The organism is Pseudoalteromonas sp. DY56-GL79, from assembly GCF_041414765.1.
Taxonomy (GTDB): Bacteria; Pseudomonadota; Gammaproteobacteria; order Enterobacterales; family Alteromonadaceae; genus Pseudoalteromonas; species Pseudoalteromonas piscicida.
This window is the reverse complement of the sequence record NZ_JANHZS010000002.1, coordinates 24,695-39,731: the sequence shown is the minus strand read 5'-3', so window position 1 is coordinate 39,731 and position 15,037 is coordinate 24,695. Positions and strand designations below refer to the sequence as shown.

Below are 15,037 nucleotides of genomic sequence, written 5' to 3'. Positions count from 1 at the left end.
CTCAGCTTCTTCGACTGGTGCTTCAGGCTCATCAGCAAGCAAAGTCTCTTCATCAAAGTCTGCTGTTAACTCTGGTAGCTCGTCTTCAACTTCCAGTGCAGGTTCAGACTCAAGCGTATCACTTTCAGCTTCTTCGACTGGTGCTTCAGGCTCATCAGCAAGCAAAGTCTCTTCATCAAAGTCTGCTGTTAACTCTGGTAGCTCGTCTTCAACTTCCAGTTCAGGTTCAGACTCAAACGTATCACTTTCTGCTGCTTTGACCGGCGCTTCAGGCTCGTCTTCAAGCAAAGTCTCTTCGTCGAAATCCGCAGTTAACTCTGGTAGCTCGTCTTCAACTTCCAGTTCAGGTTCAGACTCAAGCGCATCGCTTTTAGCTTCGTCGAGCGGCGCTTCAGGCTCATCAGCAAGCAAAGTCTCTTCGTCGAAATCCGCAGTTAACTCTGGTAGCTCGTCTTCGATTTCAAGCCCAGGTTCAGACTCAAACGTGTCACTTTCTGCTTCTTCGACCTGCGCTTCAGGCTCGTCTTCAAGCAAAGCCTCTTCATCAAAATCTGCAGTTAACTCTGGCAGCTCGTCTTCGATTTCCAGATCTGGCTCGGACTCTAGCGTTTCACTCTCAGCTTCTTCGGCTGGCGCATCAGGTTCGTCTTCAAGCAAGGTTTCTTCATCGAAATCTGCAGCTAACTCTGGCAGCTCGTCTTCGATTTCAAGCTCAGGTTCAGACTCAAGCGCATCACTTTCAGCTTTGTCGAGCGGCGCTTCAGATTCGTCTTCAAGCAAAGCCTCTTCATCGAAATCTGCAGTTATCTCTGGCAGCTCGTCTTCGATTTCAAGCTCAGGTTCAGACTCAAACGTATCACTTTCTGCTTCTTCGACTGGTGCTTGAGGCTCATCAGCAAGCAAAGTCTCTTCGTCGAAATCCGCAGTTAACTCTGGTAGCTCGTCTTCGATTTCAAGCTCAGGCTCAGACTCAAGTGTATCACTTTCTGCTGCTTCGACCGGCGCTTCAGGCTCGTCTTCAAGCAAGGTATCTTCGTCGAAATCCGCACTAAATTCAGGTAAATTATCTTCATCAAAGCCAGAGATTTCATCGTCGAGAAGATCGTCATCAAGCCCATCCTCTATATCAAATTGAGCGTCATTGGATAATGCTTCTGATAGTGCTTTTTCAGTTTCGCTTTGCGAGTCAGTAGTTTCAAGCTTTTCGCCAAGTTCCAGCTCAGGGTAACTATCTAGCTCTGCGCTTGGTTGCAGATCTTCTTCGTCAAGAAACTCTTCTTCTGCCAGTAAATCCACTTCGTCATTAAGTGGATCATCTCCCAGCTCAATTTCAACTTCTTCATCCGAAAAGTCGTCTTCAAGTTCAGCATCCAACTCAAACTGTTCTTCGGCTTGAAGCTCCTGTAATAGCTCATCAACACTTTTTAAATCAGGATCTTCAAATTCACTGTCGTCGTCAGCTTGAACATTCTCATCACTAAAATCTGCTTCATTGGCTAGATCGGACTGTAATGTATCTTCCACCGGTTCTTCAGATGATTCAGGAATAGCATCCTCTTCATCCAACATACCAGACAAGTGTCCTGACTCCGTTTGCTCAGACTCTGCTAAATGCTGTTCAGACCCCAGTTCAGGCTCGTCAGATTCTTCTTCCAGCTCTGGCAAAACATCTTCTGGTATTTCGTCAACTAATGCATCGAGTTCGTCATTTTCCAGTTCATCAGATTCTTCTTCAAGCTCTGGCAAAACATCTTCTGGTGTTTCGTCAACTAATGTATCGAGTTCGTCATTTTCCAGTTCATCAGATTCTTCTTCTAGCTCTGGCAAAACATCTTCTGGTATTTCGTCAACTAATGCATCTAGTTCGTCATTGGCCAGTTCATCAGATTCTTCTTCCAGCTCTGGCAACACACCTTCTGGTGTTTCGTTAACTAATGCATCGAGCTCGTCATCGGCCAATTCATCAGATTCTTCTAGCTCTGGCAAAACATCTTCTGGTGTTTCGTCAACTAATGCATCGAGTTCGTCATCGGCAAGTTCATCAGATTCTTCTTCCAGCTCTGGCAAAACATCTTCTGGTATTTCGTCAACTAATGCATCGAGTTCGTCATCGGCAAGTTCATCAGATTCTTCTTCCAGCTCCGGCAACGTATCTTCTGCAGATTCGTCTAGTAACTCATCTAGATTGTCATCTGCAGGCTCACCAACTTCTTCTTCAAGTTCTGGTAATGCGTCTTCTGGTACTTCGTCTACTAATGCATCGAGCTCGTCCTCTGTAGACTCACTACCTTCCTCTTCAAGATCCGGCCACTTATCTTCCTGCGCTTCACTTAATAAAGCATCAATATCATCGCCAGCTAGATCATCGGACTCTTCTTCCGGTTCCGGCAACGTATCTTCTTGCGCTTCATCCAATAAAGCATCAATATCATCGCCAGCTAGATCATCGGACTCTTCTTCCGGTTCCGGCAACGTATCTTCTTGCGCTTCATCCAATAAAGCATCGATATCATCACCAGCTAGATCATCGGACTCGTCTTCTAATTCCGGCAACGTATCGTCCTGTGCTTCATCCAATAAAGCATCAATATCGTCATCAGCAAGATCACTAGGCTCTTCTTCTAATTCCGGCAACGTATCTTCTTGCGCTTCATCCAATAAAGCATCGATATCATCACCAGCTAGATCATCGGACTCGTCTTCTAATTCCGGCAACGTATCTTCTTGCGCTTCATCCAATAAAGCATCGATATCATCACCAGCTAGATCATCGGACTCGTCTTCTAATTCCGGCAACGTATCGTCCTGCGCTTCATCTAATAAAGCATCAATATCATCACCAGCAAGATCACCGGATTCTTCTTCTAATTCCGGCAACGTATCTTCCTGCGCTTCATCCAATAAAGCATCGATATCATCACCAGCAAGATCACCGGATTCTTCCTCTAATTCCGGCAACGTATCTTCCTGCGCTTCATCCAATAAAGCATCGATATCATCACCGTCGAGCATATCTGACTCTTCGTTAATTTCAGCTAACGTATCGTCTTGCACTTCATTTAACAGGGCATCAATATCATCACCCGCAAGCTCAGTGCTTGGTTCCTCAAAATCAGGCAATGCATCATCGTCAGCATCTTGAGAGGCATCAAGTAGCGCATCGATATCATCGGCATCGACTAAGCTCTCACTATCAAAATTGCCGCTAAATTCGGGCTCTTCATCTAGCGCACCGTCAAGAATTGAATCGATATCATCATCGTTTGCAACAGCACCAGCTTGCTCATCAGCGAGTTCCTCGCTCAGGGCTGCAAGGGCATCATCACTAACATCAATTTCTTCATCTTGAGACTCATTGAACAAATCATCAAGATCGCTGTCACTTAAAATATCTTGGCCATCATCAACATCAAGCGAAACTTCATCACCAGTCTCGTCAAAGCTCTGTTGCATAAAGTCTTCGTCATGATCATCATCAAACGAAATATCTTCATTTAGTAAGCTATCTAATTCATCTTGGTCTAACGTATCACTTCCTTCATCGAAGTCGTCATCAAGTGAGTCAAAGGTAATTTCATCGTCTTCAGGTAAGATATCGTCATCTAACTGTACGCTTGCGCCCAGTGCGTCTTCATCGTCGCCCATTCCGATATCAAGTGGGTCTGGCTCAGGGTCAAATGCAGTCGCAGCGGTTGCAGCTCCCGCCGCCGCAGCGCCTGCAGCCACAGATGGTGTTTGCGGAAGAAAATCGTCGTCATCTGTCGACGCTTGAGATTGATTTCTTCGGCGTAGAAACATAACGAATCCAGCAATTGCCAGTAGTGCCGGTAATGTGGCAAGTAACGCAATGCCAGCTGGTGAGCTAAAGAATGTGCTTAACTCGCTACTTTCTTGCGCTTTTGCCTGAGCTGCCTGCTGATCAATCATTTCATTTTGCAAGTCAATAACAGCCTTGAGCTGTTGCTGGATTTCGCTGTCTTTACCAAGTTGGGTACGAACCGTTTGAAGTTCAGTAGAAATAGCGCCGAGCTGCTGTTTTAATTTATTGTTTTCGGATAGGATTTCTTCAACATTACGCACCGAGGATTTGAACTCTTTTTGTAAGTCCATCAGGCGCATGTCCTGTTCCATTTTTAAAGAGCGCAGTTGATTAGTCAGGTCTTCTTTTGCTTCTTCTACATCGACTTTACGAGCTTGTGTAACCTTTTTTTCGGCTTCGTTTATTGCATTTGGATTCAATAACCCCTTACGCTTCATTTCCCAAAGTTTGTCATCTTGATCCGACTTTTGCTTTGCCAACTCAGGGTTAACACTGCGAATTTCATTGATGGTAGGAATACGTAAATACGCCCCATCCTGCATATGGTTGAGGTTTTTATCTAGAAATGAATTAGGATTTTTATCGTAAAGCGCCTTCATCACCTGATAAATGGTGACCGAGTCATCTGGTCGCACTTTTTGTGCTATACGCCACAATGTATCCGTGGGTCTGATAGGCCCTATTGACCGACCTTGAGCCCCATAATCAACCCCTTTAGGGCCTTTTAGCACTACCCCCTCTTGGGTATATACTGGTGTGGCAATCAGTGCGAATACAAAGATACTAAATAAGGCTAAACCGCGCATGCCGATCCTTTACTCAAATGTTTAACACCCGTTAAACGACGTTTTATTATTATGGCTTTGAAGCAAGCTCTATTCCAAATGCAAACTATAAACCAGATATGTTGGAATATCCATTGCAACGTATTGAAAGTTAACATGGTTATAATGCTTTTTACTGATTTTGGAATAGCTGATATAGGTGAAGAATAGTCAAGTATTTGACTTAACGGCAAACTTCTTGGCAGAAGTTTGCCGTTATAGCGCGGAAAAGTAAGCAAAACTCTGCTTACTTTGCGATATCAATGGGTACTTATAGATAGCTTTCTATCAGGGCTTCTGCAATTTGGATGCTATTTGTTGCGGCACCTTTTCTAGTGTTGTCTGATACCACCCATAAGTTTAAGCCTAGTGGATGTGAAATATCTTGCCTTACACGACCTACATAGACGGTATCGTTACCACTTGCATCACTTACCGGTGTTGGGTAATCATTTTCGTCTTCAATTAGCTCAACACCCGGCGCATCAGCAAGTAACTGCTTAACATGTTCAAGATCATAAGGCATGCGCGTTTCAAGATGAATGGCTTCAGCATGACCGAAAAACACAGGAACGCGAACCGCAGTCGGGTTAACCAAAACACTCGAATCGCCCAAGATTTTTTGCGTTTCCCACACCATCTTCATTTCTTCTTTGGTGTAACCATTTTCTTGGAACGCATCAATTTGAGGAATGACATTAAAAGCGATTTGTTTGCTAAATACTTCGTTTTCCATCGGTCTTGCATTCATTAAGTTTGCAGTTTGCTTAGCCAACTCATCTACCGCTTCTTTACCTGCGCCAGATACCGCTTGGTAAGTTGAGACATTAATTCTGTCAATGCCATAGGCATCATAAATTGGTTTAAGTGCCACTAGCATTTGGATTGTAGAGCAGTTTGGATTAGCAATGATGTTACGATTTCTAAAATCTGCAAGACTGTCTTTATTCACCTCAGGAACTACTAATGGAATATCAAAGTCGTATCTGAAATGTGAGGTGTTATCTATCACAATGCAGCCAGCTTCAGCGGCGATTGGTGCATATTTCTCTGACACGGCACCACCCGCTGAAAACAAACCGATATGGGCATTAGAAAAATCGAATTCTTCAACATCCAGAACTTCGATTCTTTCACCCATAAAGTCAATTTCTTCACCCGCGCTTCGGCTACTCGCGAGTGGGTACAATGTGTCTACAGGAAACTTTCGTTCCGCTAGTAATTCGATAATTTGCTTGCCAACAAGACCTGTTGCGCCAAGTACCGCAACATTATATTTTTGCGACATTATTTTTCCTCATTCTGTAATATACCAACCACAGCACTTAACTCTTGCGCTCAGAAAAGCCAAGTTGGTAAAGCTTTTCACTGATTGGTGAGTCATCATTAACTGCAATTGTACTAAATTCTCGGCGCACGGGATATGCCTTACGCAAGGTATCAAAGCCCAATGTGTTTAGCTGTTTTCTCATGATGCCATCATCGCGACGAATGTCATAAACAAGATGCGCTAAATTGACAATATCCTGCTCGTTGGCTGTGCTTTGCAATTGGCAGCCAGTGACACTTGGCTTAGGAAGAAAATCACTAATCGTTTTGCAGGCTGGTAAATCGAATTCTCGGCATACGGCTTCATATAACATTTGCGTGCCTCGTGCCTTGCCTTCTAGCGTGTGGCCGGCTATATGTACAGAAGCAAAACGAGTATATTGCAATAATGGCTGTAAAATATTCGGCTCATTTTCCCAAACGTCTAAGATCAGCTCGAGCGCGTGCCCCTCCTCTACAGCGTGCAAAAGCGCTTGATTATCGATAACATTTCCCCGGCTTGCATTGATTATCACCGTGCCTGGCTTTAATGCCGCTATCCGCGATGCATCAAGTAAATGAACCGTTTTATGCGGGCCCTGCTTAACTAATGGAACGTGAAATGTCACGATATCCGCGCGAGCTAAGGCTTCATCTAGAGCTATATGTGAATCCAATGTCCCTGCTTGCTGCCTTACGGGGTCACACAATAATATCGTAAGACCAAGTCCTTTAAGCTTTGAAGCCAAACACGCGCCAATATTACCAACACCAACGATGGCGATCGTTTTATCTTGAAGTGGCGTGGAGGTTTCTTGTGCGTATGCAAGTAAAGCGCTTATCACGTACTCGGCAACAGCTATCGCATTACAACCCGGTGCGCTGCTGAACGAGATATTGGCGCTGGCCAACAATGAGGTATCAATATGATCAATCCCTATTGTCGCAGTCCCCACAAATTTCAGTTTATCGGCTTGTGCTAACAGGGCTTTGTTGACCTTAGTAACTGAGCGAGTCAACAGAATATCGACATTTTTTAGCTCGTCAGGTTGAAGGCTACGGCCATCAAACCGAGTTACCTCACCAATTTCACAGAAGAATGACTCAACTAAGGGCATATTTTGATCGGCTAATATTCGCATGCGGGTTTCCTGTCACCTATTGTCTCGAGTACTCAGGCGATAACACATCGCCTGAGTCGAGTTTAACATGGCAAGGTAGGCGACTAATAATAAAACCTTTTATTTTGTGTCACCGTTTTATTGCAACCAAAGGCTATTGCAAAAAACATCACACAGCATACAAAAACGACCGCTCCCTTAAGACTTAACCAACCTCCTGAATCAAGTAAAGGACAAAACGTCATGGCCAACACGTTAATACAACACAATAATAAAGCCCAACGGGTATAAGCACGGTAGCCAAGTAATGCAGCAAACAGGCTGCTAAAAACATTAAAAATTACCGCTTCAGGAAAGAGGTGAAAGGCCGACAACATAGCCGTGAAGGCCAAAATAGTGACTAGATAAAAAATACTCTGCTGCATCTTGTTTCTCCTTAACATGGACAGCAATATCAACCGCTACACTAGGGCGTGGCGGTATATCCTAACTCACATAGCGACCAAAAAAATGGACTGCATTTGCTACTCCTTAGCAATTCTTAAAAGCACCATTTCGTGGCTATGCTTAACCCAATTGTAGAAACATTAACGTGTATTTCAATGCAAATCAGACATGAAGTTTTGGCAATTATAATGCACAGATAACGAACTTCTCTGAAAGAAATTTCATGTGCATTTTCGTCATATTGCACTACGTTCATTACACTTAACTATCGATCAGTAATTAATAGCGTTGAAAATTCTCTCAGGTTATAGCTGGGGGTGTAATCATGTAATCATGTAATCAATAACTTTTAAATTACTGACATAAGAAGCATGACTCATTTAACACTCAGATTAAGTACAAAACGTAAATAATATGTCACAACAAGGCATCAACTAATTCGCATACAGGGTATGAAGACGCTTGAAATATCAGCGTTAACCAGCTAGTCTAACTGGGTGGTCAGACCTCTTATAAGGAAGAACAACATGACACTTATATTTGTTCTCGCGTTGTTAGTCTTGCTCAGCGCAGCAAGCTATCATCGCGCAAGCTGGAATACTGCTCTAGGTATTGCAGCAGTTACAATGCTAGTTGGCACCTTTGCTGGTGCATTTGGCATTATATCTTGGTTAATTTTCTTAGCGATTGTTATTCCGCTTTCAGTAACGAACCTGCGTCAGCAGTACATCGTGGCTCCGGCATTTAAAGCGTTCAAAAAAGTTACGCCGACAATGTCAGAAACCGAAAAGTCAGCGATTGATGCTGGTACTACTTGGTGGGAAGCCGATCTATTTTGTGGTAACCCAAACTGGGATAAGCTTCATCAGTTTCCAAAGCCGCGTTTGAGCGTTGAAGAACAAGCGTTTTTGGATGGTCCGGTGGAAGAAGTGTGTGCCATGCTTAACGATTGGGAAGCAACACACGAGCTGACTGACTTACCGCAAGACGTGTGGCAATACTTAAAAGACAACAAGTTCTTTGCGATGATCATCAAAAAGCAATACGGTGGTCTTGAGTTTTCAGCTTACGCGCAATCTTGTGTACTACAAAAGCTTACCAGTAAATCAACTTTACTTTCGTCTATCGTGGGCGTACCTAACTCGTTAGGCCCAGGTGAACTACTTCAGCACTACGGTACTGACGAGCAAAAAGAGCACTACTTACCTCGCCTTGCTGTGGGTGATGAAATCCCTTGTTTTGCATTAACGTCACCGGAAGCGGGCTCTGATGCTTCATCGATCCCTGACTTTGGTGTGGTATGTAAAGGCGAATGGGAAGGTGAAGAAGTATTAGGTATTAGCCTAACGTGGAACAAACGTTATATTACTTTAGCACCTGTTGCGACTGTCCTTGGTCTGGCGTTTAAGATGCGCGACCCGGACGGCCTATTAGGTGATAAAGAAGAGCTAGGTATTACTTGTGCGCTTATTCCTACAAACACGCCTGGCGTAAAAATTGGCCGCCGTCACTTCCCACTGAATGTGCCATTCCAAAATGGTCCTACCCAAGGCGAAAACGTGTTTGTACCACTCGATTTCATTATCGGTGGCGCAAAAATGGCAGGACAAGGCTGGCGCATGCTAGTTGAGTGTTTGTCGGTTGGTCGTGTTATTACGCTACCTTCAAACTCTGCCGGTGGTATTAAATCCCTTGCAGTTGCAAGTGGCGCATACAGTCGCATTCGTCGCCAGTTCAAACTTCCTATCGGTAAGATGGAAGGGATTGAAGAGGCACTAGCGAAACTGGGTGGCTATGCGTATAGCTCCGATGCTGCGGTGACTATGTCAACTGGCGCGGTAGATTTAGGTGAAAAGCCTTCGGTTGTTTCTGCCATTTTGAAGTACCACTTAACCGAACAAATGCGTGCTTCAACCATCCATGCCATGGATATTCATGGTGGTAAAGGGATTTGTCTAGGTCCAAACAACTATGTTGGCCGTGGTTACCAAGGTGCACCAATTGCAATTACGGTAGAAGGTGCAAACATCCTAACCCGTAACATGATCATCTACGGTCAAGGCGCTATTCGTTGCCATCCTTTTGTACTGGCTGAACTTGAGGCTTGTTCTATCAAAGATAAACAAGAAGCGCTTGATAGCTTCGATAAATCCTTGATGGGTCACATCGGTTTCACTATGTCGAACTTGGTAAGAACTAAGTGGTTAGCGCTAACCGGCGCACGTTTCACCAAAGTACCATTTAACGATGAAACAGCGGTTTATTATCGTAATGCCGCTCGTTACAGTGCATCATTGGCATTAATGTCTGATATTTGTATGGCTGTATTTGGTGGTTCACTTAAGCGTAAAGAGCGTATTTCTGCACGTTTAGGCGACTTATTAAGCTACCTTTACCTAGTTTCTGCAACGCTTAAGCGCTATAACGATGAAGGTCGCCGTAAAGAAGACTTACCGTTTGTTCAATGGTCTTGTCAGGAGCACCTGTACCTTTGTCAACGTGCCCTTGCTGACTTAATCAACAACATGCCTTCTGCTGCATTACGTGGCCTGTTGAAAGTGGTCCTGTTCCCATTTGGTCGTCCGGTTCGTAAACCAACCGACAAAATGGAGCACAAACTTGCTCAGTTACTTCAAGTACCTAGCGAAACGCGTGACCGCCTTGCAACACATATCTACTTAAAAGATGAGCCGCTGTGCTTGCTTGGTAAGCAAGAGCAAACGCTAAAAGACATTCTTGCCGTAGAGCCGTTATTTGAAAAGGTATGCCGTGGTACTGGTAAAAAGTTACCGTTTATGCAACTTGATAAAGTGGCAGCAATGGGACTTGAAGCAGGTGTACTGAGCGAAGACGAAGCAGCTAAATTGACTGCCGTTGAAGCAAAACGTCTTGCCGTTATCAACGTTGATGACTTTGACCCTGAAGAGTTACTTGCCGGTAAAGCAAGAACTAAGGAATCAAGTAAAGCAGACGCAGCATAACTATTTTTGTTTAGGTAGTGCTATCCATACTACCCTAGCAATTAGCGTGGATATAAAGGTCAGAATTTTCTGACCTTTTTTCTTGGCAGATTAGAGCCGGGGGAACACAGCTCTAGTGATTTAAAATAAATATCGCACCTTAAACGTCACTAAGTCTTGCACTGGTTGCTGCCATAAATCGGCGACACTCCCAAACCAGTCTCTGCGCCCTACTTGCGACTTTTCAAGTGTCGAAAAGTTTGCACCTCCTCGCTGATACACTAAAAAAATATCTGAATATGCACCCATGCGATAACGCAGTTTTATCTGGCTTGCTAAGCGCCTGTCGTCAAAGCTGGTATCAGCATGAACTTCACGAAGCTCACCGTTGGTAATTTGATAAATCGTCTTGCTTTGCGCTTCAAGTATCGTCCACTGTAGCGAACCACTGAGTTCAAGGTTGTCGGTGATCCGGCCATTAAATTCAAACTTATTGGAAAACTCATCTCTGTCGTATTCACTCAAGCGGTTTTGCCCGTTCGCCATCAGCCAGCCATCACCGCTTCTAAAGAAATTACTCAACTTAAGGTTCCAGTTGTAGTGTGGCATCCAAGTCAAATCCACGGCGTATTGCTGTGCTGAGCCTGATATTCCTTCTTGGTCAAGCTCAACACTTGCTGCCCAAGAAAAATCTCCCACATAAGGGCTTTGATAAAATACTCGAGACTCCACACGGCTTGGCATCTCAAACACCTCAGTGCCTCGCCCTAAGTTGTCTTGTTTACCACTGGTGTAATAATCTAGCCCGAGGTTGAGCTGACCACCATTTGCCAACAAAAACTGCGCTAAATATGCTTGTCTGGCTGCTAAACCTGTTCCTGCATTATTTTGCTCATGCCTCAGTGTGAGTGACTGCTTTAATCTGGTAAACCAGCTGTCTTTTGGGTGCACCGAGTATTCACCATAAAGCTCGCTCACCTGCCAATCATTGCGTTTCATATAGCCGAGATCACGGTTATCAAATTCGTCATCCACAGCAAAGTAGCGCGCAGCGAACTTCGTCTGTAACGAATGTTGATACTCCGCGTCTAGCGATACACCTTGACCTGTAACACTTTGCTTTTGTGTTTCTACCTCAGTTTGTAATAGCGCGCCTTTGAAAGACCAAGTATCACTACGATACTGTCCATCAAGGGCATAACTCATGGCATCGCGTTCAAGAAACGGTCGTTCTGTCTTGGTCGCAAGCACACCGGCCTGCCAATCTTGCGTGCGATAATTAGCTCTTGCTGCAAAAAACTGCTTACCAATATCGTCCGAAAAGTCCGACTCAGACACAGCAAAAGTACCAAATTGTACCGACTTTCCTTTATGTACAAATCGTAGCGCCGCATCTATGGGGGTGATTGCACGAGCACCGTCATCACTTGATGCCCCTATACGACGAGTATGAATAAGCTTAGTGCTTTCAAGTGCAGCAACTTCAAACAGGCTGATATCTTGGGTGAAAAATGGACGTTTATCAGTGCGAAGCGTTTCTACGGCCGAATAATTCACGTCAACATCATCGATATCCACCTGACCAAAGTCAGGATTCACGGCAAGACTCACCTTCTGATGATGAGAAGGCTTGTAGAACAAATCAAAGCCAACATCGGACTGGTGCTGGCGCTCTGAAGGCGAAGTGCCTACGGGTGCAAATTGAGCCCGATGCGCAAAGTAAGGCACAAATGCCAATTGAGAATGCGCGGGGATCTGTGCTGTGATCTTTGGCATGGTCAGGAAGAAGTCGCTATTTGCTGTTGTATCCTCATGGTTTGCATAGATAAAATTACTTTTAAGCTCATACAACTGTACCGAAACCCCAATTTTTGTAAGCCCGTGCTCATCTCCTGGCTGAAACGACACGGTATGCCAAGGGATCAATAATTCCGTGGTCCAATACGTATCGTCAATGTGATTGGCATAGTGCCAGTCCCCATCCCAATCGTAATCCACGTTTAAGCTTGGGGTTACAACACCATCTTGCGAGCCACCACCTAATGTCACCGAAAATTGATATGCACTACTACCGTCGCCTGAAAAGTCCACAACTACCCGATTGAAGTCAGCTTGCATAAAGCGGTCATGGATATTGAATTGTCGCTTGCGCTCGGCTTTATTCTGGAAATTTTTAATACCAATATAAACGCCATCAGCAGTGGCAAAGGCTTTTGCGGTAATTTTGTCATTGGCAGAGGCCAAAGTTACAGGCACAACCTGAACAAATTGTTCAAAGTGCGTAGCAGAACCCCACTGCGCTTCATTCAACTTACCATCAACCTCGATAGGTTCCGCAAGTACAGCGCCTGCCATCATGGGATAACTTAAACCGAGCCAAAATTTATTGCTTTTATTCATACATACTTTCCTCAGAGTTATGCCTGCTATTGCAACAAACTTTGCCGTAAAAAGTTCTTAACTTTTTCTGAAGAAAGCTGACTTAACCTTTATAAACATTGACTTAATCTTAAGAAACGCTAACGTTATGGGAACAATTGGTTTTGATTATTGAAATTGGTACTCGGCGTGCAGGCACAGGAAGTAGAGATGATTTGTTTTGGACATTGGCAGTTTGATCTCCAGCAAGATTGCCTAACACATAGGCAAAGCCAAAAAACCGTAAAACTTGAGCCACAAATGGCAAGGTTACTCGCGCTTTTTATTGAGCATCATAACGAAGTGCTAGAGAAATATTGGCTTACCGAACAACTGTGGCAACACGCGGTTGTCGAACCCAATAGCCTTTATCAGCTTCTGACTAAACTGCGAAAAGTGCTCGGGGATGACCCTAAAAACCCGATTTACATCAAAACCATCCCAAAGCGGGGCTATCGCTTTATCGCACCACTAGAAAGACATGAAATAGCGACTCGTCATACGGCAAAACCAGTCAACGTAATCGCCAAGTCTCGTATTTTCTCACTCAGTGCCGTCGCAATGGCGGTTCTATGCTTTGGCGCAATCGCCTTTTTTAATCAAACGCCAACTGAAAAAACACCATCACGCTACGAAACCTCGAGTCTCAGTCATGAGCTTGGCCTTGAATTTGACGTTGATGCCCACCAAAGCAAAGATCTCATCGCCTATGTAAAAGATTTTACTCACCTTATTATTGCCAACAAACAAGGCTTTCAATTAAATGAACACCGCTTTGATTCGCGGATCAGCTTTCCAAGTTGGAGTCCCGACTCAGACAAGCTGGCTTTTTGGCAATATCAAGGTAGTGGCTGCCAACTTCATGTTATGACTGCCGCAGGGCAATTTTTTCATAGCTCGCAAATTCTTCCGTGCCAAGTTGGTACTAAACCCGTTTGGAAAAATGACAAAGAGCTCATCTTAACGTTCGGCCAATATAATGCCAAAGCAGCACACCTTTACCGGCTTGAGTCCCATCAAATGGTTAAGCTGCCACTTGCTTTGGCAGCCAATGAACAATTAAAAATGGCCCTTCGAGCGTGGCAAGACAAAACCTTTTATTTGATTCAAGATAAACAGCGGTTAGCAAGGCTACAAACGCTTGATGGCACGGTACATCTGCAGTGGTCAGCTCCAGTCACTTCGGTTGCGTTTGATGTTTATCATCAAGCCGTGATTGCGAGTCAATATGGCAGCCTATCACGACACTTTAGAGACGGTGACAGTCAAGCCATCAAAGAAACGGAAATTGGCTTATACACGAGCTTCTCAAGCGATAATCGCGGCGATATATTCGCAGCATTGGAGAGTTTTCAAGTTAATATCAAAGACCGAGACGATCTCCCCTTATTTTCAAGCTCAAGCATCGATTATTTACCACTGACCAACAGCTTGGGAGAAACGGCATTTATGTCGAGGCGCAGCGGCGTATGCGAGGTGTATCTATATCGCGATGATAAAATCAGTCAGCTTTCCTTTCATCAGGGGCATGAGTACGTTGGTTTTTTAGTATGGAGTCCAGAGCTGAGCTATTTGGCCTCAAACCGTGATAACGATTTAGTGATATACGACCGAAAACGCCCACTCACCCAGTTCAATTCACAGCTGAGTCTGCCTATCAAAAGCATGGGCTGGATAGATGAGCAAACACTATGGGCTTATGACGGTGAGACATTAAACCAATACAGCTTGTCTGGGGCGCTTATCAGCAGCCATGACAGTACAGCTGACTTTGTCTTTTATCACCCCGAAAGGCAAACTTGGTTTGTGCTACAACAAAACCTACTGCTGGAGTACGAGACGCTCTTCGAAAGCGACTCGGAAGCGTTAAATAAATATGCGCTAAGTCAAAAGCAAACCAATCAATTTAGTAACTTAAGAATTCGCGGCAACGACATCTATTGGCAATCCGCTTGGTCAAAAGAGGACTACATTTGGCAACTCACATTGATGCCAGAGCAAAACCCTACGCTTAAAAAAGTCGGCCACTTGATTTGGCACTACGATATCGACGCGCTTGGGGATCTACTCATAGCAAAAATGGAAAGTGTAGAAGGCGATATAAAGAAACTGACTCGCCTATCTGAAGCTGCCAACTAA

The 15,037-nt window shown here is 44.4% G+C and carries 7 protein-coding genes (1 of these 7 only partly in view); 2 read left to right on the top strand and 5 right to left on the bottom strand.

The genetic code is table 11. From position 1 onward, the window contains the following. The 4 genes from NO992_RS01510 to NO992_RS01495 all read right to left on the bottom strand — a co-directional run. A protein-coding gene (locus NO992_RS01510) for a FimV/HubP family polar landmark protein (protein WP_371373812.1) crosses the window boundary here: on the bottom strand, positions 1-4,626 show its 5' portion. Its footprint begins 876 nt before the window's first position; 4,626 of the gene's 5,502 nt are visible here — the first part of the coding sequence; its start codon is at positions 4,624-4,626; the stop codon falls past the left edge of the window. A gap of 289 nt (positions 4,627-4,915) precedes the next feature. Continuing rightward, entirely contained in the window at positions 4,916-5,932 is a 1,017-nt protein-coding gene (locus NO992_RS01505) for an aspartate-semialdehyde dehydrogenase (protein ID WP_371373809.1), read from the bottom strand. A gap of 37 nt (positions 5,933-5,969) precedes the next feature. Further along, positions 5,970-7,094, bottom strand: coding sequence for a 4-phosphoerythronate dehydrogenase (locus NO992_RS01500; protein WP_371373806.1), 1,125 nt, complete (start codon positions 7,092-7,094; stop codon positions 5,970-5,972). 83 nt (positions 7,095-7,177) lie between these two features. Then, complete coding sequence (locus tag NO992_RS01495) at positions 7,178-7,498, bottom strand: DUF6419 family natural product biosynthesis protein (protein ID WP_010369380.1); 321 nt, start codon at positions 7,496-7,498, stop codon at positions 7,178-7,180. A 549-nt stretch (positions 7,499-8,047) separates the two neighbouring features. Here NO992_RS01495 and fadE point away from each other — a divergent pair. After that, on the top strand, positions 8,048-10,501 hold the full coding sequence (fadE, locus tag NO992_RS01490) for an acyl-CoA dehydrogenase FadE (protein WP_371373801.1): 2,454 nt from the start codon (positions 8,048-8,050) through the stop codon (positions 10,499-10,501). A 120-nt stretch (positions 10,502-10,621) separates the two neighbouring features. Here fadE and NO992_RS01485 read toward each other — a convergent pair whose 3' ends face one another. Continuing rightward, positions 10,622-12,880 (bottom strand): DUF5916 domain-containing protein, encoded by a 2,259-nt coding sequence (locus NO992_RS01485; protein WP_371373798.1) that lies wholly within the window; start codon positions 12,878-12,880, stop codon positions 10,622-10,624. A 150-nt stretch (positions 12,881-13,030) separates the two neighbouring features. Here NO992_RS01485 and NO992_RS01480 point away from each other — a divergent pair, with 150 nt between their 5' ends. Beyond that, a complete protein-coding gene (locus tag NO992_RS01480) occupies positions 13,031-15,037 on the top strand; it encodes a winged helix-turn-helix domain-containing protein (RefSeq protein ID WP_371373795.1) in 2,007 nt (668 codons plus the stop codon).